18 protein-coding genes and 2 pseudogenes are annotated in these 19,838 nt (G+C 71.1%); 6 read left to right on the top strand and 14 right to left on the bottom strand.

Annotation, left to right across the window (positions count from 1 at the left end; all coding sequences use genetic code 11):
* Positions 1–143: 143 nt before the first annotated feature.
* Both OG500_RS00385 and OG500_RS00380 read right to left on the bottom strand, forming a co-directional pair.
* Positions 144–494: a hypothetical protein gene (locus OG500_RS00385; RefSeq protein ID WP_329575108.1), complete on the bottom strand. Its 351-nt coding sequence runs from the start codon at positions 492–494 to the stop codon at positions 144–146.
* 151 nt (positions 495–645) lie between these two features.
* Positions 646–1,539, bottom strand: a complete 894-nt coding sequence (locus tag OG500_RS00380; RefSeq protein ID WP_329575105.1) for a LysR family transcriptional regulator — start codon at positions 1,537–1,539, stop codon at positions 646–648.
* 102 nt (positions 1,540–1,641) lie between these two features.
* On the opposite strand from OG500_RS00380, the gene OG500_RS00375 reads away from it, so the two are divergent.
* Positions 1,642–2,730: an alcohol dehydrogenase catalytic domain-containing protein gene (locus OG500_RS00375; protein ID WP_329575102.1), complete on the top strand. Its 1,089-nt coding sequence runs from the start codon at positions 1,642–1,644 to the stop codon at positions 2,728–2,730.
* Positions 2,731–2,957: 227 nt separating this feature from the next.
* Here the strand turns inward: OG500_RS00375 and OG500_RS00370 are convergent, their stop codons facing one another.
* From OG500_RS00370 to OG500_RS00350, 5 genes and pseudogenes are all read right to left on the bottom strand, one after another.
* The gene (locus OG500_RS00370) at positions 2,958–3,368 is read right to left on the bottom strand and encodes a hypothetical protein (protein ID WP_329575099.1); all 411 of its coding nucleotides are present in this window, start codon (positions 3,366–3,368) and stop codon (positions 2,958–2,960) included.
* Between the two features lie 97 nt (positions 3,369–3,465).
* Positions 3,466–3,620 (bottom strand): annotated as a pseudogene (locus tag OG500_RS00365) (IS5/IS1182 family transposase); the annotation flags it as partial.
* A 111-nt stretch (positions 3,621–3,731) separates the two neighbouring features.
* Positions 3,732–4,295: a dihydrofolate reductase family protein gene (locus OG500_RS00360; protein ID WP_329575097.1), complete on the bottom strand. Its 564-nt coding sequence runs from the start codon at positions 4,293–4,295 to the stop codon at positions 3,732–3,734.
* Between the two features lie 263 nt (positions 4,296–4,558).
* Positions 4,559–4,834, bottom strand: a complete 276-nt coding sequence (locus tag OG500_RS00355) for a hypothetical protein (RefSeq protein WP_329575094.1) — start codon at positions 4,832–4,834, stop codon at positions 4,559–4,561.
* 340 nt (positions 4,835–5,174) lie between these two features.
* The gene (locus tag OG500_RS00350; protein ID WP_327064299.1) at positions 5,175–5,906 is read right to left on the bottom strand and encodes an SDR family NAD(P)-dependent oxidoreductase; all 732 of its coding nucleotides are present in this window, start codon (positions 5,904–5,906) and stop codon (positions 5,175–5,177) included.
* A 94-nt stretch (positions 5,907–6,000) separates the two neighbouring features.
* On the opposite strand from OG500_RS00350, the gene OG500_RS00345 reads away from it, so the two are divergent.
* Positions 6,001–6,849: a LysR family transcriptional regulator gene (locus OG500_RS00345; protein ID WP_329587337.1), complete on the top strand. Its 849-nt coding sequence runs from the start codon at positions 6,001–6,003 to the stop codon at positions 6,847–6,849.
* 228 nt (positions 6,850–7,077) lie between these two features.
* On the opposite strand, the gene OG500_RS00340 is transcribed toward OG500_RS00345, so the two are convergent.
* The gene (locus tag OG500_RS00340) at positions 7,078–8,907 is read right to left on the bottom strand and encodes an OmpL47-type beta-barrel domain-containing protein (protein WP_442907116.1); all 1,830 of its coding nucleotides are present in this window, start codon (positions 8,905–8,907) and stop codon (positions 7,078–7,080) included.
* Positions 8,908–9,315: 408 nt separating this feature from the next.
* Between OG500_RS00340 and OG500_RS00335 the strand changes: the two genes are divergently transcribed.
* On the top strand, positions 9,316–10,380 hold the full coding sequence (locus OG500_RS00335; RefSeq protein WP_329575089.1) for a hypothetical protein: 1,065 nt from the start codon (positions 9,316–9,318) through the stop codon (positions 10,378–10,380).
* Between the two features lie 261 nt (positions 10,381–10,641).
* On the opposite strand, the gene OG500_RS00330 is transcribed toward OG500_RS00335, so the two are convergent.
* The 4 genes and pseudogenes from OG500_RS00330 to OG500_RS00315 form a co-directional block, all read right to left on the bottom strand.
* The gene (locus OG500_RS00330; RefSeq protein ID WP_329575086.1) at positions 10,642–11,493 is read right to left on the bottom strand and encodes an aldo/keto reductase; all 852 of its coding nucleotides are present in this window, start codon (positions 11,491–11,493) and stop codon (positions 10,642–10,644) included.
* A gap of 42 nt (positions 11,494–11,535) precedes the next feature.
* Positions 11,536–11,697: pseudogene (locus OG500_RS00325) on the bottom strand (carboxymuconolactone decarboxylase family protein); the annotation flags it as partial.
* A gap of 150 nt (positions 11,698–11,847) precedes the next feature.
* Positions 11,848–12,420 carry an NUDIX domain-containing protein gene (locus OG500_RS00320; RefSeq protein ID WP_329575083.1) on the bottom strand — a complete coding sequence of 191 codons (573 nt, stop codon included), beginning with the start codon at positions 12,418–12,420 and terminating at the stop codon, positions 11,848–11,850.
* A 139-nt stretch (positions 12,421–12,559) separates the two neighbouring features.
* Positions 12,560–13,114: a PadR family transcriptional regulator gene (locus OG500_RS00315; protein WP_327064293.1), complete on the bottom strand. Its 555-nt coding sequence runs from the start codon at positions 13,112–13,114 to the stop codon at positions 12,560–12,562.
* Positions 13,115–13,210: 96 nt separating this feature from the next.
* Here OG500_RS00315 and OG500_RS00310 point away from each other — a divergent pair, with 96 nt between their 5' ends.
* On the top strand, positions 13,211–14,128 hold the full coding sequence (locus OG500_RS00310) for an alpha/beta hydrolase (RefSeq protein WP_327064292.1): 918 nt from the start codon (positions 13,211–13,213) through the stop codon (positions 14,126–14,128).
* 676 nt (positions 14,129–14,804) lie between these two features.
* Here OG500_RS00310 and OG500_RS00305 read toward each other — a convergent pair.
* Both OG500_RS00305 and OG500_RS00300 read right to left on the bottom strand, forming a co-directional pair.
* Positions 14,805–16,190, bottom strand: a complete 1,386-nt coding sequence (locus OG500_RS00305; protein ID WP_329575079.1) for a glutamate-cysteine ligase family protein — start codon at positions 16,188–16,190, stop codon at positions 14,805–14,807.
* Complete coding sequence (locus OG500_RS00300; protein WP_327064289.1) at positions 16,187–17,719, bottom strand: flavin monoamine oxidase family protein; 1,533 nt, start codon at positions 17,717–17,719, stop codon at positions 16,187–16,189. The genes OG500_RS00305 and OG500_RS00300 overlap by 4 nt, the downstream gene beginning before the upstream one ends.
* Before the next feature lie 235 nt (positions 17,720–17,954).
* Between OG500_RS00300 and OG500_RS00295 the strand changes: the two genes are divergently transcribed.
* Entirely contained in the window at positions 17,955–18,776 is an 822-nt protein-coding gene (locus OG500_RS00295) for a lipase family protein (RefSeq protein WP_329575076.1), read from the top strand.
* A gap of 835 nt (positions 18,777–19,611) precedes the next feature.
* Positions 19,612–19,833, top strand: a complete 222-nt coding sequence (locus tag OG500_RS00290) for a transposase (RefSeq protein ID WP_329575074.1) — start codon at positions 19,612–19,614, stop codon at positions 19,831–19,833.
* Positions 19,834–19,838: the final 5 nt, after the last annotated feature.

Raw genomic sequence — 19,838 nt, 5'->3', positions numbered from 1 at the left:
ACGCTGCCGGCACCGTCCTCGCCCACCCCACCGGTGGCAGCGCAGCGTCGAAGGTGATGTCGACGCTGCGGTGGCGTCCGAGGCGCTACACCGGCACCGGACCCTCCCTCGACCTCCCACCACCGACATGTGAAGCGCCGATGTCAGTAGTCCTGGCCGGCCTCGCGCAGCAACTCGCGGAAGCCCGCCGTGGTCCGGTCGCGGAAGCCGATGAAGAACTTGTTCGCCAAGGGGACGGCCCACCTGCTGCCCCGACCGGCCACGTTGAAGACTCGATGCGTGACCCGGGTGCGCCCGGCCTCCTCGGTGACCTCGTACTCCCCGCGATACCACCAGCCGCCCTGACAGGCGAAGCGCCCGTGCTCCCGGTCGATCTCGATCCGGGCCGGATCCAGCCCCACGACTCCGCCGAACCGGCGTGCAACGAGGTCCAACACACGGTCGGCCGAAGCGTCCACAGTGTCGGTGAGCACGATCATCAGCTTCCCCGTCATGGTGCCAGTCTGCCAGGACCGCCTCTCCACGCGTGGTGCCGCTGGTGGACCGGTGGAGATGCCCGCACGTCCCGGCATACCGACACGAGCTCCTGCACCTCAGTGACGACCGTGCCGGGTTCAGTTCGCCCACCGCCACCGCCACCGGGTATCAGGCGGACGAGACGATTGCCCGGGTGACGGCGGTGATCGCCGGGGCCGGGCGGCCGGGGAGCCGTGCCACCAGAACCCGGCGGATCTCGGGAGCTGCGCCTTCGACGTGCAGCAGGCTCACCCCGGGCGGCAGCACCGGCGAGAGCCGGGTGGGCACCGTTGTCACCCCGAAGCCGCCGGCGACCAGCTGAAGCTTCGTCAGCCAGTCACGCGCACTGTGGACGATGCGCGGCCGTCCGGGCAGGCCGGGCCAGACGCCGAGCAGCGGCTCGGAGTTCGACGCCGGGGTGGCGATCCACGGCGCGTCGACCAGTTCGTCGACGTGCACCGCGGTGCGGCCGGCGAACTCTCCGGTCGAAGGCACCGCCACGACGAGTTCGGTGTCCACCACGGTCTCGACGTGCAGGCGCGGCGACTCGCCGTCCAGGGGCCGGTGGGGCGGGCGGGACGTCAGGACGGCGAGGTCGATCGAACCCGCGCGAAGCGCCCGGACCAGGGCGGGCGTGGTGCCCTCGCTGGTCGTGACCGTGATCTGCGGGTCGGTCGCCGCAAGGCGGGCGAGCGAGGGAGGCAGGATGGCCGCGCCCGCGCTAAGGAACAGTCCGAGCCGCACCAGTTCGGTCCGCGGGACGGCGCCGGTGAGGTCGCGCTCGGCCTCCGTCAGGCAGTCCAGGATCGTGCGGGCGTGGCGCAGCAGGGTCAGACCCGCGGGGGTGAGCCGCACACCGTCGGGGCGGCGCTCGAACAGGGCGGTGCCCGCGCTTCGTTCGAGGGAGGCGGCCTGGCGTGAGACCGCCGACTGGGTGTAGCCGAGCCGGGTGGCCGCCGCGGTGAAGCTGCCGGACTCGGCGATCTGCCGCAGGACCCGCAGGCCTGTGCTGGAGATGTCCATGCGGTATACGCATACCACAGATGCTTGATCGTCGCTTCCCGCATGCCTGCCGGACTCCTAGTGTCGATGGCGACGAACACGGACGAACACGGAGGCCAGCACGTGCGAGCAGCAGTTCTGACGCAGTTCGGCGCCCCGCTCACGGTGCGGGAGGTGCCCGACCCCGAGGCCGGCGGCGGCGAGGTGGTGGTCGAGGTGCTCGCCACCTGCGTGGCCCCGTACGCGGCCGAGGTCTTCAGCGGCAAGCGGAACTACCCCCTGGTCCCTCCCGTCGTGCCCGGGATCGGCGGCGTGGGACGGATCGTCCACGTGGGCCCGGACGCCACCCGGCTGCGCCCCGGCGACCTGGTGTGGTGCGACTGCACCGTGCGCTCGCGCGACGACGCCCTGACGCCCGACATCACGCTCCAGGGCTGGAGCTCCCGCGGCGAGGGCGGCGCGCGGCTCGCCCGCCACCTGCACGACGGATCGTTCGCCGAGCTCATGCGGGTCCCGACGGAGAACGTCTTCCCGCTGCCCGCAGCAGCGGGGGAGGACCCGGCCCGCTGGGCCGCGCTCGGCGTGCACGTCATCCCGTACGGCGGGCTGCTGGCCGGCGTGCTCGCCGCCGGTGAGACGCTGCTCGTCAGCGGGGCCACCGGCAACCTCGGCAGCAGCGCGGTCGCGGTCGCGCTCGCCATGGGAGCGGGCCGCGTGGTGGCCCCGGGCCGCAACCGGGCCGCGCTCGACCTCCTCGCCGACCGATTCGGCCCACGCGTGCGCCCGGTCCCGCTGACCGGGGACGAGGCCGGCGACCGCGCGGCGATGTCCGCGGCGGGCGACGGCCCGATCGACCTGGTGATCGACCTGCTCCCGCCGAGCGCGCCCAGCTCGGCGACGCGCACGGCGGCCATGACCGTGCGCGAGTACGGCCGCATCGTTCTCATGGGCGGCGTCGGCATGCTCGGCGGCGACGACCTCGCACTCCCGTACCCATGGATCATGCGCAACTCGATCACGGTGCGCGGCCAGTGGATGTACCCCCGTACGGCGAACGTCGGCATCATCCGGCTCCTCGCCTCGGGCGCGCTGGACCTCGCCCCCGAACGGGTCCGGTCGTTCGGCCTCACCGCCGTGAACGACGCCGTCACCTACGCCGCCTCGCATGCTGGCCCGTTCGACCGCACCATCCTCACCCCACCGGCTCGCTGACAGGACCCAGCGATCTCCCCGGTTCAGCGGCCGCGGCCCACCGCCCCCAGGCGTGCAGGCCCACTGGGTGCGAACCGATCGGACACGCCGGGCCAGATCACCGGACGGGTGGGGAGATCCCCCGTCCCGGGGGCATCCGCCTGAAGGGCGCGCGCACCTGTTCCGATGCCGGACCGGACGAGGCGAGGCACTGATATGCAGTCAGATGTGACGCTCACCAAGGCTGGTCAGTGGTAGATCCGCGCTGCCCGCACCGGATCCTGAGCAATGTTGGCGATGAAGAGGCCGAAGTCGAAGTCTTCGGCCTCGGCGAACGGGGTCAGGTCGTTCCCCAGGTCATCCCACTCCTGCGGGGCAGGGTGGTGAAGCTTCAGCCCGTGACTGATGGTCAGGAGGCATGTGGTGGCGACGACCCGATGCTCGATCTTCGTGGAGCCATCGAGTTCGACCCGCAGGGCGCCCGTCCGTAGCCAGAGCACATCCGCTGCCCGGTACAGCACTGTTCGATGGCCACTCAAGGTGCCGTAGTGGCCCTGGGGCATCTCCCCGGACCCGAGGGCTCGCTCGGGGCCGAGCTCACCGGTCTCCGGGTCGAACCGGGCTCCCCACCCGAAGTCGTCGTAACGGGCGACCAGCATCGTTACCTCTTTCCTGGACGTGACCCGAGGCCCTGGCCACCAGTCCGTGTCGCACTGATCATTTCCAGATTCGGTTGCCGTTGTCGCGGACGCAGGCGAGCCGGTCGGGCTCGATCAGGGTGCCGTCCGGGATCACGTGGGTCATGGCCTCGCGTCGGCACCGGTCCAGGGCCTCGTGCAGGTCCGGGGCTTGGCAGGCGAGATGTCGATGCCCTCGTGGAGGTAGCGGTAGCCGGCGGCCTGGGAGATGCCGGGCGTGGCGACACAGGTGACCGATGTGAAGCCGCTGGTGGTTGCGGGCGTCACCGGCCGGCCCGTTCTTCCGAGGCTCGGCGGGCTCGGCGGGCTCGGTGGGCGAGCCGGCTAACGCGCCACGCGGTGGCGGAGGTAGACGACTCTCGAGCTGAAGGTGCGGGTCTCGACGAGTTCGAGATCCACCCGGCGCTGGCCCTGGGGAAAGAACGGAATGCCACCGCCGACCAGCACCGGGTGGACCATGGCCCGGTACTCGTCGATCAGATCCGACGCAGCCGCCTCGGCGGCGAGAGTCGCGCCGCCGATCGCGATGTCACCCTCTCCCGGCTCGGCCCGCAACCGCTCGACCTCCTCCGCCACGCTGCCGGAGGCCAGGCGGGCACGGCCCTGCACCGCCGACAGCGTGGTCGAGAACACCACCTTCGGGAGCGGCTTCCAGAGCGCGGCCCACTCGCGCATCGAGTCGTCGAGCGATGGATCCTGGTCGGCGGTCTCCCAGTACAGCATCGTCTCGTACAGCCGTCGCCCCAACAGGTGGACGCCGACCTCTCGAATCTCGTCGATCCAGAAGCGGAAGACCTCCTCGTCGGGCGGCGACCAGTCGAAGCCGCCGTCCGGCCCGACGATGTAGCCGTCAAGTGAGACGCCCATCGAATAGGTCACACTGCGCATCAGAAGTCCTCCTCGGTAACGGGTTCGACTGTACGACCGCCGGACGTCGCAGCCGCATCGCGGCTCGCGGGACCTCCCTGGGCCGAGTCACCTCACGGGATCATTTCGTTGGGAAAACCTCAGTCGACACTCGAACCCAGGAGATGCTGCGCTGCCGGGTACGGGAGCGGGCCCGACGATCAGAGGACCCGTCCCCTGCTGATCATCGACACCTGGTCCGTCCGCATGGCGGCCGGTGATCGAAGATCAGTGGCGAACGAAGATCAAAACGGAACCGGCAGCCCCGCCTCGCGCAGCTTGGACAGGGCGGCGGACATGCACTGCTGCACACTCCTCCCATCAGCACGCAGGCCATGCGCCAAGGGGCCCCCACTGGCGGCGAACGTCCATGCCGGCGCGTTGTCGGCCACCCTCTCGGCGTCCACCCTGATCAGGGCATTCACGCCCTGCTCACCCAGCCATTCCAGGATGAGTAGCGTCACGTCCTCGACGCCACGATCCTGGTCGGTCATTGGCCAGCGGCCCCGGTTGCCCGTCATTGCCCAGACTCTACCGAGGGCCCCGCAGCAGTCGGCGCGACCAGTGGCCAAGGCCGGAGGATCAGTGCCCGACTTCCAGCATGACGAAGACCTGCGGTGGCTGGAGTGCCCGTGACTGGGAAGGCGAGTGGGCCCAGGAGGCCATCCAGCGGATCACCACCGAGAACGCCACCCTCAAGCAGCGCATCCGCCAACTCACCGCCGACAAGCGGTCCTTAGCGGTGCGGCGTGCTGCCCCGGGCGCCGAAGCGTTGGCCGGGACGGCCCGCCGAAGTCGAGGGACCTGTTCAGGCCCGCAGGTGAACCCGCCTCACCCGGTGGGTGATCGCCGCCGTGCAGATCACCAGGGAACGACGCCGGCGTCGTCGAAGAACTGGCCGGTCGGGCCGTCGTCGGGCAGGGTCGCGAGCTTGATGGCGATCGCCGCGCCCTGTTCGGGGGTGCGCACGCCGCGGAAGCCGTTGAGGTCGGTGGCGACGTAGCCGGGGCAGCCGACGTTGATCAGGATGTTCGTACCACTCAACTCCCGGACGTACTGGAGGGTGACGGCGTTCAGGAACGTCTTTGACGGTGCGTACGCAACGGACACCGGACCTGCCGTCTGCTCGGCAGCGGGTCCTGACTGCCGGGTGAGGGAGCCGACGCTGCTGGACATGTTCACGATCCGCGGTGAGGCGGAGCGGCGGAGCAGCGGCAGCATCGCGTTGGTGACGCGGATGACGCCGATCACGTTGGTCTCCACGACCGTTCGGATGGTGGCGGGATCGACCCGGGTGGGTTCCTGGGGCATGCCGCCGGTGATGGCGGCGTTGTTGACGAGCACGTCGAGGCGTCCGGCCTGTTCCTCGATCAGCCGTGCGGCGGCGGTCGCGCTCGCGTCGTCGGTCACGTCCAGGGGGACGCCGAACGCGTCGGCGCCGGCTGCGCGCAGTCGCTCCACCGCGGCCTTACGGCGCTCATCGTCGCGGGCGCCGACGCCGACGCTCCAGCCGAGGGCGCCCAGACCCGCGGCGATCTCGTAGCCGATTCCCTTGTTGGCGCCGGTGACCAGCGCAATCGTTCGTTCGCTCATGGGGACCATGCTGCTCTCCGGCCCCGGCGGAGTCCAAGACCGATCGGGTGGGCAACGATACCGTCCAGGTATTGATCCGGGATACCGTGGCGGTATGGAGACCCGGGAACTGCGATATTTCGTCGCTGTCGCTGAAGAGCTGCACTTCGGGCGCGCCGCGCAGCGGCTCGGGATCGCGCAGCCGCCCTTGTCGCGGGCGATCCAGCAGCTCGAACGCCGGCTCGGGGCAGCGCTGCTGGATCGGACCAGTCGCACGGTCACGCTGACCGAGGCCGGCGCGGTGCTGTTGGTCGAGGGCCGGGCGGCGCTCGACGCGGTCGACGCCGCCGAGCGCCGGACCCGCCGCGCCGCCCTCTCCGTGACCGGCCCTCCCGGCTTGGTCCTCGTCACGAAGGCCAGCGCGTCCAGAGAACTGCTGGCGAGACTGCTCGACGCGTACGCCGCCGAACCCGGCGCGGTTCCCGTCGACGTCATCCTGTGCGGTCCGGCCGAACAGGAACGACTCCTGCGCGAAGGCCGGGCCGATGTGGCGCTGCTGCACCGGCCGTTCGACTCGACGGCCGGTTTCGACACCGAGGTGCTCGGCACGGAGGGCCAGGTCGCGGTCCTGCCGGCCGGGCACCCGCTCACCGTCCGGGCCCACGTGCAGATGGCCGACATCACCGGGCTGCCGGACCTGCCCCTGCCACGCTGGCCCGACCCCGACGGCACCTACCCGCCCGGCCCCGGCCCGCAGGTCCGCGACCACGCACAGTTGTTGCAGCTTGTCGCGCTCGGCCGCGCGTGCGCGGTCTCACCGGAGTCGTGCCGAGCACAACTGCCCGGTGACCTCGCCGCCGTGCCCGTGCTGGACGCGCCGACAGTCACCACCGTGATCGCCTGGCCACCGCACAGCCGGTCCAGAGCCGTCGCCGACCTTGTCCGGACTGCGACACGTCTCTAGCTCGTGCGTTGACCACGAACGTTGCCGGGGTTGTTCAGCCGGCGCTCGTGGGCGGATCCAGCGCCTGGCCCGGGGCACCGTCCAGGACACGGCAGTGCCCGGGCGCCCGGGCCCGCCGAAACCCCGCTCCGCTCCGCTCCGCGGGAGGGCGGCGGCTGGAGCGGGGCTGGTCGAGGGGCCGGTCGGACCCGGGCGGTGCGGTTCAGCCGGTGGCTGCCGTCGTCACGCTCACGAGTCCTGGCCCGACGGGTGGCTGTGGTCGTGGTCGTGGCCGTGCTCGCAGTCGATGCGCAGGGTCAGGGACTGGTCGGCCTCCTGGTTCTGCGCGAAGTCGATCGAGCGGTACAGCAGTTCGTGCCGGCCGTCCGTGGTCAGCGCGATCGGGCCGGTGTAGTCCGTCCAGCCGGCGCCGTCGAGGTTGTACTCGGTCCGGCTCACGCCCGAGATGTCGTCCGTGGCGCTGAGGGTGACGGTCACGTCCGTCGTGAAGTAGTCCTTTCGGCCGTCGGCCGGGTCGGTGGTGGCGGTGGTGACCGGCGGCGTGGTGTCCAGCGGCAGGACGCCCTCCTCCTGCTCCATGGTCGGCTCGTTGTTCGGGGTCGGCGGGTCCGGGAGAAGGGGGGCGCCGGGCAGGCCGATCCCGCCGGCGCGCAGCCGCAGGGCGCTCCAGTCGTCGTGGCCGGAGAGCCGGGTCTTCTGCCCGTCACCGTTGACGTCGGCAGTGACCACGCCGCGGTTCTGGACGCCGTTGCAGTTCCAGTCCACCCAGCCCTTGCTCCGCGGTGTGGTGATGTACGGGCCCTTCGGGTCGTTCTGGCAGTAGTGGACGACGTCGTAGTCCTTGCTGCTGAACGGGTAGGTGTTCTCGTCGATGAACACCTCGTTCAGGCTTCGGGCGTCGCGGGAGTAGTCGGCGATGCCGGTGGTCGTTCCGGCGGTCAGGCCTCGAACGGAGTACGAGTAGTTCATCACGCTGAAGTACTGCGGCTTGTTGTTCGGGAGGTCCGCGTCACCACCGTGCCGCAGGTCCAGGTTGTGGCCCAGTTCGTGCATGAAGTCGACAGCCTGTGCGGCGATCTGGGGGACGTCGGGGGAGAGGGCACCCAGGCTGAGGATGAAGTCACTGCCCGGGAGCTCGGCGATGCCGAGGGTGGTCGAGCCGGGCGCCAGGTGGTCGGCCGAGATCGCGTAGTGGAAGATCGGGACCCGGCCGGAGCTGACGAAGCCGCCCTTCTCCGCCTTGATCGTGTCGAAGGCGTCCCACAGGTAGTTGCCGTTGCCGTCCACGGTGCCGAGGTTGGTCGTCTCGGTCAGTTGCCGCGCCTTGCTGAGCTCGCCCCAGGTGGCGTTGGTGTCGAAGTTGAGGATGCTGTCCGGCCCGGCGTCGATGTGCAGGTTGATGCCGGTGGTCGGCGAGTGCTTGTTGTACGGGGAGTTCTTGAACGCCTCGACCACCTGGCGGATGGCCTGCGGGTCGAGTGCGTGGCTGTGGGTCTCGTCGGCCATCCAGTCGAGCTGGACGAAGATGTCCGGCTTGTTCACGGTGGCGCCCATCTTGGGCAGGTCGATGAACTGCGGGGCGCTGCCGTCGCTGGGAGTGATGGTGACGCCGTTGCGCTTCCAGTCGTCGGGGATCCCGTCGCAGGTGGTCGAGTTGCAGTCGAAGGTGAACTGGACCGTCGGGTTCGAGCCCCCGCCGCCGCTGTGGCTGATGACGTAGCCGCCCGGTGCCGTCTGGGTGTAGCTGTTCGCGCCGGTGGTCGGGCTGTCCCAGCTCACCTGCACCGTGCCGACGGTCTCCCCGGCGACCCGGAAGGAGGCGTTGCCCGCGCTGCCGTTCGAGCCGAGGCAGGGCTCGGACGACCAGCTGGCTGAGGTGCCCGCGGCGATCTCGCTCGGCTGACTGCCGATCAGGCAGCCCCTGGTCATGGTGAACGTCGCGAGTGACAGGGCGCGGTCGCTGTTGTTGGTGAAGTTCACCGTCACGCTGCCGCCCTCGCGCCGCGTGGCGGCGGCCGGCGAGATGACGGCGGCGAAGGTGAGCATGGCCAGCGCCATCACCAGCACGGCAGAGAGCCTGGTCCGCGGTGCGCGGCCGGGTCTGCCTGCCCTGCCCGGTTCCCCGGCTACGGAGCGTGCATATTCTGTATCCATACCGTCACGCTAGGGTGCGCGCTGACAGCGGACTGGCACGACCTGACGGGTTGTCACCCTCTCGGACGCGCTCCGCTTGCCATCCGGGCCGGGTGAGAGCACACCGGGTGGCGCTCTGCTCGATAGGGATCAAGGCGGGGATCGCGACGGCGGCGACCCGCGAACCGACTGCGGCCGGCCGACGCATTCCGCGCGTGACGGCGGCCGACCGCCGCGAGCAACGGACCGCCGCCGGCAACGGACCGCTCGACGGGCCGGTTGCCGGGCCGGAGCGCGGGTGGGCGCGCCACATCGGAATCCGACCGACGCGAGGTGATCGACATGACCGGGCTGGACGGCCTGACCGTCGCGTTCCTGGTGGCCGCCTCCAGAGCCGGCTCGCTCTGGAGGCGGGCCGGTCCGTCCGCCGCTGCGCCCTGGCCGTCGCCCGGTTCGCTACCCGGCGGGCCGCAACATCGTGCACGCTACGAGGATGGAGGCGATGAGCGCGGCATCAACGGTCGGGGGCAGCCCGGCCTTCGGCCGCGAGGCTTGACGGCTCCGCTCGTGCGAGTCGTTTCTTCCGCCGACGGGTGCGTGCCCGACAATCAGGTACCACTCCGGTGCGCACGACTGAGCAGGGGATACGACATGAACAGGGCCGATCTCGCCGCGAAGTACACCTTCCTGGAGACCGCGGACCTCGACCACCTCGACGGTAAATCAGACAGTGAGCAGGATGCGTACGCGTTTGCCCGGCTACAAGCGATGCTCAGCAGGCCGCAATACTGCCTGGGTCCCGGCGGGGCACACATGCCCATCGGCACGCTGCGCTTGGACGACCTCGCCGGCAAGACCTACGTCTACCGGTGCGGCCCGGGACTGCTTGGGACGGTCGACTGGATCAACACCGGAGAGAAGGCCGGGCAGGGGCCGTATCGTGGTGTCCGTGATCCGGCATCGGACTTCACCATCCACAAGGGCGACAACGGCAATTTCTCCCGCGTGAAAGCGGCACTCACGGGCCAGGTCGGCTGGGACGGGCAGTACCAGAAGCTGACTGTCACCTTCGAGGCGATTCCGCAGTACTGGAACGAACTCCTGTGGGAGGAAGAGGGCCACAAGGGGATTGTCACTGCGCTGAGCATCACCCTCTCCATCACCGGGCCGGGCGGCTCCGTCGTCACGTCCGAACCAATCACCCACAACCAGAGCGGCACGGGCGATCCGATCAAGTTCACCATCACCCGCGAATTCAAGAATCTCCCAGTGGGTGACTATCGACTCGCCGTGTCAGGCCAGAAGACCGGCGGGCGGCGGACCAGAGTCAACAGCAAGGAGACCGGTCGGGTGGCGATCCAGGAGCACGTGGTGTCGTGCACCATCGGGCGTGAGTAGCGCGGCACCAGCGGAACGCCGGGGTGCTACGGGCTCGGTGGGCCCGCAGCTCCCCGGTCGGGGTGCCGGTCATGGCGTCGGCAAGCGGGGCCGCGCGCGGGATGGTGCGTCGGCCCGGCGGTGCGTTGCGGTGCCGGGATTGCGATCACGGTAGGGGCTCCCAGGCGGATCGGCTGCAGGGGGCGGCGCTGGGCGGACGCCCGGCGCCGTGTGCCGGAGCGTCCGAGGCCGGCCCGGGCGCGGCGGGTGCTGCCGTTCCGTTCAGCTGTCCAGGCGGCGCTTGCTGAGCCAGGCGACCATCTCGGGGTCGTGGTGGTCGAAGAACAGGGTCTTGCCGGTGTCGAGGGCGGCGATGGCGGCCATCTGGTCATCGGTCAGTTCGAAGTCGAGGACGTCGATGTTCTGTGCCATCCGCTCGGGGTCGACCGACTTGGGAATGGTGACGATGTCGCGTCGGATCAGCCGGCGCAGCACGACCTGGGCCACGGACTTGCCGTGGGCGTCGCCGACCCTGCTGAGGACGGGGTGGGTGAACAGCTCGTTCCTGCCTTCGGCGAAGCCGCCCCACGCCTGGTGCTGGACGCCGTGCTCGCGCATCAGGTCGTGGTCGGCGGTGCGCTGGAAGAAGGGGTGGGTCTCGATCTGGTTGACCTGCGGGGTGATCTCGTTGTTGAGGATCAGGTCCAGGAGGCGGTCGGGGTAGAAGTTGGCGACGCCGATCGCCTTGGCCAGGCCCTCGCGGTTGGCGGCCTCCATGGCGCGCCACTGGCCGTACACGTCACCGAAGGGCTGGTGCATCAGGTACAGGTCGACGTGGTCGAGGCCGAGCTTGGCCAGGGAGGTCTCCAGAGCGCGCCGGGTGTTGTCCTGGGCGGGCGCGTCCTGGACCCAGAGCTTGGTGGTGACGAACAGCTCCTCGCGGGGGATGCCGCTGTTCTTGACGGCGTGGCCGACAGCCTCCTCGTTGCCGTAGGCGGCGGCGGTGTCCAGCAGCCGGTAGCCGGCGGCGAGGGCGTCGGCGACGGCCTGCTCGGTCTTCTCCGCCGGGATCTGGTAGACGCCGAAGCCGAGGATCGGCATCCGGACGCCGTTGTTCAAGGTGACGTGCTGCACGGGACTCTCCTGGGTGGGCTGGTGGCGGGAGGTGACGGTCGGTCAGCCGATGGGTTCGGTGACCGTGGCCAGGAAGCCGGTGGCGCTCATGGCGGCGGGCCAGCCGGCGTAGCAGGCCGGGTGGGTGATCGCCTCGGCGAGTTCGTCCGGGGCGAGGCCGTTGTCGAGGGCGCGGCGCAGGTGGCCGGTCGGCCGGGCGTCGCGGCCGAGGGCGACCGTCGGCCGAGACGCTGTCGGCGGTGATCACGCCATTGCCCACACCGCCCATTACTCACCGGAAGGAACGGCCGCACCCGCTCCCCGTCCGACGGATCGCCGCGTTCCCAACGCCCCATGCCCGGAACAGCGAGCTGATCAGCGACGGTCACATGATCGGCCGGGCAACTCCTGGGCGCGGCCACACTCACCAGGCAGGGAACCCGATCTCAGAAGCGTCACGTACTGTCGGATGCGCAGCGCGTCATCGGGGAAGCAGCTGTCCCAGCCCTGGTCCAGCCGCATCCAGGCCGCGGGCTGCCCGTCCTCCGCGATCAGTGGCTGTTCCGGGTCGCCGATCGCGGCATAGGAGAGGGACAGCGTCTCCGGCAGATCCGGGCCGAATGACCGCACCGCCACCGCGGCGGGCCGCTCCAACAAGCGCGGCCGTAGCCCAGTCTCCTCGGCCAGTTCCCGGGCCGCGCCATCACGCGGACACTCTCCGGGCTCAACCTTGCCACCTGGCGGGACCAGCCCGCGCCACGGATGCCTGACCAGCACGATCTGCTCCAGGGCTGTATCCAGGACCCACACCTCGGCGCCCAACGGCTCCACGGCGCCAACCAGCGCAGAGCGCAACCAGGCCCTGGCCCGGTCGAACTCCAGCGTCGCGCTCCCGGCGTCAGCGACGGCAGCATCAAGCGGACGCTGCTCAAACACGCTACGGATCATTGCGACAGGCTATAGACCGTCACCGACACCACCGGGCTGCCGCGGTGGGCCGCAGCAACGGCCGTCGCCGCGGCGGCCGCGCAGACCGCCACGCCACATCGAACAGTCTCCGGCACCGATCACAACTCCGGACCAGACCCTAGGAGGGCGGTTCGCCGGTCCCGTCCGGATCGGCCGCCAGTGCCTCCCAGAACGTCACATAGCTCTGCTCGTGAGCGATTCCGAGTGTGATCAGCCGGGTGCGGGCCGGGGTGTCCGGGGCGTGGGGGTCGAGGTGGTCGCGGAGTTCCTGGTACGTGTCGCGCCACTGCCGGTGCTGCGCTGCCTGGGCCGCCGCCAGCTCTGCGACCTGGCCGGGCGCGCCCAGGTCGGCGAAGGTCAGCTTGAGCAGGGCGGGGTTGCGGGTCTCGGGCTCGGGTGTCGCGGGGTCGGCGAGCCAGTGCCGCAGGGCATGCCGGCCGGCGTCGGTGAGGTGGAACACCCGGCGCCTGCGGCCGTGCTCCTCCGCCTCCTCGCGCAGCAGCCCCAGCTCGGCCAGGCGGGGTGGGTCGCGGTAGAGCTGGGCGTGCGGGAGCGGCCAGTAGTGGCCGACGGAGCTCTCGGCCTTGGCTTTCAGGTCGTACGGCGTCATCGGCCCGTTCCGGGCGATCAGCCCGAGCACGACGAGCTGCGACGGCGTCAGATCCTTCGCCACGGCGGTTCCTCTCTCATTTTTATCCATTGACACCGTATCAATGAGATCATTACCTTCATCGTGCTGCAACCATATCAATGAGACCATGGAGCCTCGATGCGCCTGCACCCCGAGATAGCCGGTGTCCTGGACGGTGTCCCGCCCTTCGACCCGCTGGCCGACCCGCCGGCCACCCGGGCGTACCTGCGGTCGCTGCTGGCCGCGAAGCCCCCGGCGGACGACCCGCGCATCGCCGTGCGCCACACCGTGATTCCGGGCCCGGCAGGCGACCTCACCGTCCGCATCTACCGCCCGACCGGGGCGAGGGGCGCGTGCCCCGGCGTCCTCTACTTCCACGGCGGCGCCTTCATCGCCGGCGACCTCGACACCGGCGACGGCAACTGCCGCGACCTCTGCCTGGCGGCCGGGGCCGTGGTCGTCTCCGTCGACTACCGGCTGGCCCCGGAACACCCGTACCCCGCCGCCTTCGACGACTGCTACGCGGCCCTGTGCTGGACCGCCGACAACGCCGCTCGCCTGGACGTTGACCCCACCCGCCTCGCCGTCGCCGGCCGCTCCGCCGGCGGCGCCCTTGCGGCGGCCCTCGCCCTCGCCGCCCGCGACCGAGGCGGCCCGACCCTCGCGTTCCAGCTCCTGCTCGTCCCGGCCCTGGACGACCGCTGCGCCCTCCCGTCCATCGACGAGTGCGCTGACAACCGGATCGTCGACGGCCGCGTCGTACGCGGCATGTGGAAGCCCTACCTGGCCTCCACCGAAGCCGACCCCTACGCCGCCCCCGCCCGCGCCGAGGACCTCAGCGCCCTGCCACCTGCCTACCTGGAGATCTGCCAGGCCGACGCCCTCCGCGACGAGGCCCTCAGCTACGCGAACCGCCTGATCGCGGCCGGCGTCCACACCGAACTCCACGTGGTCCCCGGCGCCTTCCACCTCTTCGAGGGCTACGCCCCGACCAGCCGCCTGGCCCGCCGCGCCACAGCCACGTGGACGTCGGCGGTAGCGGCAGCGCTGACCTGAACCATCGACGCCGGCTGCCCCGCACGCACGCACGACCTGGCCCGAGCACGGCCGCACGTGGCCACCGCGGCCCTCGCCCAGGCGCCGGGGCCCGGCGGAAGCAGCACGACTTCGTCGAACGGCGGGCGGCCCCGGGCAGGCAGGGCGGTGCGACCAGGGCCTGTGGCGACCCGACGATGGCCTCCCCGGTCGCCGCCGCCGCATTCGACATGGCCGACCGCTTCTCCCTGGGCCCCGTGGCGGCGCCGGGTGAAGGCCGGATACCGGCGAAGGGGATGAGGAGCAGGGGAGCCGGCGCGCGGACGGGATCCCGGCAACCTGATGCTGCGCGCCGACGTGGCGGGTCATCCGCGGCCCGGCGGCCCGGCGGCCCCGCTGCGCGGTGCGACGGCCTCGTCGCCCTGCTGGCGGCCTCGCAGATCTCCCTGCGCGAGCACGTCGTGGCCTGTGAACTACCCCGCGCACTGGACGAGTTCGCAGCCGATGCGGGGCTGCGGCACGACATCGGACGCTGACGCTCCAGCTCGAACGCATCATGGCGGGCAGCCTGCGCCGGCATCAGCAGACGCACCGCTACCACGATGTCGAGCTGTGGCGCCCGTCCTCCTGAGGCTCCCGGGCCTCCGATCCTCGCCGGCCGGAGCCCAGTGGCCGCGCCGCGCCGCGGACTTGTCCATTACCGAAGTGGTCGAGCCCGCACGCGGAATGCCTCGACGTACCTGCGGGGGTCACGGCGCAGGTCGCTCTCCCAGCGCGCCGTGCACTGCTCGGCGAACGTCCGCCCGGTGGCGAGGACTTCGTCGAGCGGGTCGAGGTAGGCCAGCACCCGCCGGGGCTCAAGTCCGGCCTGAACGCGGGCGGTCAGGCCGGCGCGGGCGAGGCGGAGCAGCTCGGTGGCGAGGTCGCTGACGCGGTCGCCGCCGAGCGTGGTGCGCAGGCCCTGGCTCGGCAGGGCGTCGAGGGCGCCGCGACGCTCACGCAGGGTGTAGCGGCCGAGCAGGTCCCAGGCGGCTTCGCGTGACGGGGGGTGGTAGCTGAGGCCCACCCACAGCGCCGGGATCGAGGGAATGTGCTCGTAGGGCGGCCCGTCGGCGCTGCGCAGTTCGAGGGTCCGGCGCACCCGGACGTCCGTCCAGATCTGCGACATGTGGGAGGCCCAGTGGTCGAACGTCGCCATCGTGCCGTCGTCGAAACCCTGTTCCAGGAGCGCGGCGAACGGCCGGTCGGGGGCGGGCCGGTAGCGTCCGTCCGCGGTCCGGTAGTAGATCATGGGGATCCGCAGGGCCCAGTCGATGACGTCGTCGGCGCCGACGTCGGGCCGCAGCGCGGGTGGCAGGATGCCGCAGCGGTGCGGGTCCATCCGCAGCCAGGCGCGCGAGCGGTGCGACAGCAGTCCGTTCGCACGTCCGCCCTGTAGCGGTGAGTTGACGAGCAGTGCGGCGACGACCGGGGAGGCGGCCACCTGCATCCGCAGCTTCTGGGTGAAGTCCTCGGGGGAGAGGTAGTCCAGGTGCACCTGGGTGGAGAGGGACATCGACATGATCTCCGTGCCCCGGCTGCCGGCTTCGCCGATGCGGGCGAAGAAGTCCCGCATGATGGCGCCGCGGGTCATCGGGACCCAGGAGACGGTGTCCAGGCGGTCGAAGGGGAGGGCGGAGCCCGGCAGCAGGGCCAGGCCGAAGCGGCCCACGAGTTCGGCCAGGCGCTGCAAGGCGGCGCCCGCGTCGTCCACGGCGAGGGCCAGACCGTCGGCGGGCGCGGACGAGTACTCGAGCTGGCCGCCGTGTTCGAGGGTGATCTGGCTCCCGTCCGCCAGCAGGACGCCGGTCAGCCGGCCGGCGTCCTGCTGGCGCTCGCCGCCCCACTCGGCGAGCACCGCCTCCAGGACGGCCAGCACGCCGTTCTCGCCCAGGTAAGGGGCGGCGCGCCCGGTCTGCGGGTCGACCAGGCCACTCTCGATCTCCAGCCCGACCCGCTCGCGGGCCCCGGCGCGCGGGACGAATAGCGACCGCAGGTCCTCGCGCTCCAGCCGGGAGGCCCCGCTCGCGCGGCTCCCGTTCACGCGGCTCCCACCCGCGCGGCGACCTCGGCGTGCCGGCTGCGGTCGAGCAGCAGGCCGACCGCGCCGAGGGCGGACTGGGCGGCGCCCTGGCACCACGCGTGCGCCCCGGAGAGGTGCTCGCCGGCGAAGAAGATCCGCGGGTCGCCGACCGGGTGCGGGGAGCCGAGCACGGTCAGGTAGCGGGTGTGCTCGCCGGGCGGCAGGTGCGCGAAGGCGCCGCCGCCCATGCCGACCTGTTCGTCCCAGTTCCAGTGCACGATGTCGTCCACGTCGTCGCCGATGCCGGGGTGGAGCTGTTCCAGGCAGGCCAGCACCAGCCGGTCGCGGTCGGCCGGCGGCAGCGCGGCGGCGCGGCGGGCGTTGGCCCCCCAGAGGTAGGCGCCGAGCAGCACCGACGGCTCCTCGGACCGCCGCGGGTCCTGGGCGACCCACCGGAGGGTGGCGCTGCCGTCGGCCCCGTCCCGGACGGGACGGGCGTTGTCCGACGGGTACCAGCACTGCTGGATCGGCAGGTCGGTGAAGCTGCCGCCGCCGAAGATCCCGTCCTGCGACTCCCACCTGCGGCGCGTCAGGTGCAGCAGCGACTTTGAGCTGCTGGCGTAGCTGATGCCGCGAACGGCGTGGCGCTGGGGGTGGGGCAGACCGGGCAGGAAGGTGATCTGGTCCAGCGCGGGCGCCGGCACGCAGCAGACCACGAAGTCGACCTGCTCGGTGGTCGGATGGTCCATCCGCCTGCCCCGGACCAGCACTCCCTCGCCGGTCAGCACGAGTTCGCTGATGTTCGTGGAGAGTTGCAGGGTCCTGGGCCGCAGCGCGCGGACGAAGGCGCGGGTCAGGGAGTCCATCCCGTCGACCAGCTCCAGCTGGCCGGCGTGGAACAGGCCGAAGTAGTCGACCAGGACCTCCAGCAGGGAGGACTGCTCGTAGTGGGCCAAGCCGCTGGCATGGCCCACCAGGTCCCAGGCGTCCTGCGACAGGTTCTCGTGGACGAACTGCCACAGCGACACCGAGATCAGCCGGTCGAGCGCCGGGTCGTCCCAATGGCCCTCCAGCACGCGGCGCTTCTGCCCGGTGGTCAGCGTCTCCCACACCGCGCCCAGGAGGCGGTCCAGCAGCCGGGTCGGAGCCTGTTTCTCCGCGTCCCGAAGCGCGAACTCCGGGAACAGCGCATGCACGTCCCGGGCTCGCACCCGGTGGCCGCGCAGGTGGTAGTAGGCACTCGGATTGGCGTTGACGAACGGCCGGGTCCGCAGGCCGAACCGGGAGACGTAGTGCAGGACGCAGTGGTGGTTGCCCGGGATGCGCATGGCGCCCAGGTCCGCGTGCGTGCCGTCCCAGAAGCGGTGGGTCCGCACCCGCCCGCCCGGCTGGCGCGAGCGCTCGTACAGGACCACCTGGAAGCCGCAGCGCTGGAGCTCGTACGCGCAGACGAGGCCCGCGACACCGGCCCCGATCACGGCGACCCGTCCGGAGGAGCCGCCGACCCGGTTCACCAGGGCGGGCGGAAAGGCAAAGCTCTCGTCGAACATCTGCGCCCTTCCCGTCGGCTCGGTGCTGGGTCACGGCTCAGCCTGGACCAGCCCGCTGCCGCGAGCCAGCGGACCGCACCCGTCCGGAGAACGGCACGGCGTCGGGCGGTCCCACCGGGCGGCCTGCGGCGCGGCGGCAGCCCTTGAGCGGCTGGTGCGTGTACGACGGGGGCGAGCGCCGCACGCGACCTGCCTGCACCGGGCGCGACCCGTCGAAGACCGGAGAGGTTCCTCCATGCCCGTACCGTCCACGATCGACCATGGCGCCAAGGGGTACAGCGTTCCCCATGCCTACTGGCTGGCCAGGGCCTGCGACCTGGCCTACAAGGACCGGGCCACCATCGAGGAGCAGGCGGCGTCCTGGGGCTTCGGCCAGGTACGCCACCACGAGACCCGCTTCACGCCGCCGTTCCCGCTGCAGGACACCCAGGCGTACACCATGGCCGGCGACCGCATGATCATCACCGCGTTCCGCGGCACCCAGCCGGCGGAGATCCGCGACTGGCTCTCGGACGCCGAGACGCCGCCGTGGGCCGGCCCGGCGAAGACCGGATACGTGCACTACGGCTTCGCCGAAGCACTGGAGTCGATCTTCCCGTCCGTCCGGGACGCCCTGGCGGAGCTGCGCACCGAAGGGCAGAGCGTGTGGTTCACCGGCCACAGCCTCGGCGGCGCGCTGGCCATGCTCGCCGGCGCCCGGATGTCCCTGGGGGAGCCCCGCCTGCAGGCGGACGGCGTCTACACCTTCGGCCAGCCCCGCACCTGCGACCGGATCCTCGCCGCCGCCTTCAACAAGGGCTTCAAGGACCGCATGTACCGCTTCGTCAACAACAACGACATCGTGCCGCAGCTGCCACCCGAGCCCGTCTACACCCACGTGGACAACCTGCGCTACATCGACTCGGCCGGCCGGATCCACGACTCCATGACCCTGCAGGCCGGCCTGGCGGACCGGGCCAAGGGCCTGACCGCGGACGCCTTCGCCCCCGCCAGCGCCGGCATCCGCGACCACTTCATGCACAACTACCTCGCCGCGCTGGAGAAGAACCTCCCCTGACCGACACCCCCCACTGCCCCCCACCGCCCTCGGCCGCGCGAAACCTCGGTCCCCGGGTGCTGCGAGGACGACAGGCCCGGCCTGGCCGCGGACCTGGTCGGACCTGCCCGTCGTCCCGCGTCTGGGCATCGGCACTGCCGCCTCAGCCGCGCAGGGTGACAATATCGGTCACGTCGATTGGAACAACCATGCGGCCGTCACCGGCGACGGAGGCGGCAGGGCCTTCCAGGGTGGCTCGCAGTTCTCCGCCGAGGGCGCCGTGGGCTGCTGCGGCTGACAGCCGCTCCGGCCCCCGGCCCCCGGCCGGGGGCAGAGTCCACGTTGAGCTCCTCGCGCCACCGCAAGCAGTTCCTGCCCGTCTCGAACGCCCTTGGTCGTCCGCTTAGGTGAATTCTCCTCCGCAGCCCCCTCTTCGGTAAAGCGGGGGCCTTGTGGCGGGCCCCTGCGACGCGGGCAACGCCAATTGGCGTTCGTACGCGCGCCCTGCGCCAGGAGCAACAGCCACGTTCGACAGGGAAAGCTCCGTGAAGGGCGGTCCAGATGCCTGCATCGACAGCGACCAGCAAGGAAGAACAAACCTCCAGTCGGGCTTGCAACGGGGGCGACGCTCAGCGATGGCTACTGCAACCTGATGCGGCGGTGTCGGGTCCAGCGGACTGCATACAGCGTTTGGGGCGGTGCGCTCAGTTCTGGGTCGCCGCGCCGGAATGCCCGCCCTGGGGGGACCAGTGAGCATCACTGAATGTAGTCGAGTTCGCGGCTAGGGACTGATCTGAATTCAGATCATGATTGGGCCGGTTCGGGTTCCTCGGCGGCGTGGCGGCTGGTAGAACGAGTGCATGACGCGCGGGATCTGACGGGCAGTGAGTGGGAGTTGGTCGAGCCGTTCCTGCCGATGGCGGCGACGGGGCCGATCCCGGACCTGCGGCGGCAGTTCGATGCGATCATGTGGCGGTTCCGGGTGGGCAGTCCCTGGCGGGACGTCCCCGAGCGGTACGGCAACTGGTCGACGTCATCCTCGTCGGGATACCCGATTCCGGGCACGCGCCGCACATGACCGGC

This window comes from Kitasatospora sp. NBC_01250 (assembly GCF_036226465.1).
In the GTDB taxonomy this organism is placed as follows: Bacteria; Actinomycetota; Actinomycetes; order Streptomycetales; family Streptomycetaceae; genus Kitasatospora.
The sequence above is the reverse complement of the archived record's forward strand: the minus strand, read 5'-3'. Positions and strand labels throughout refer to the sequence as shown.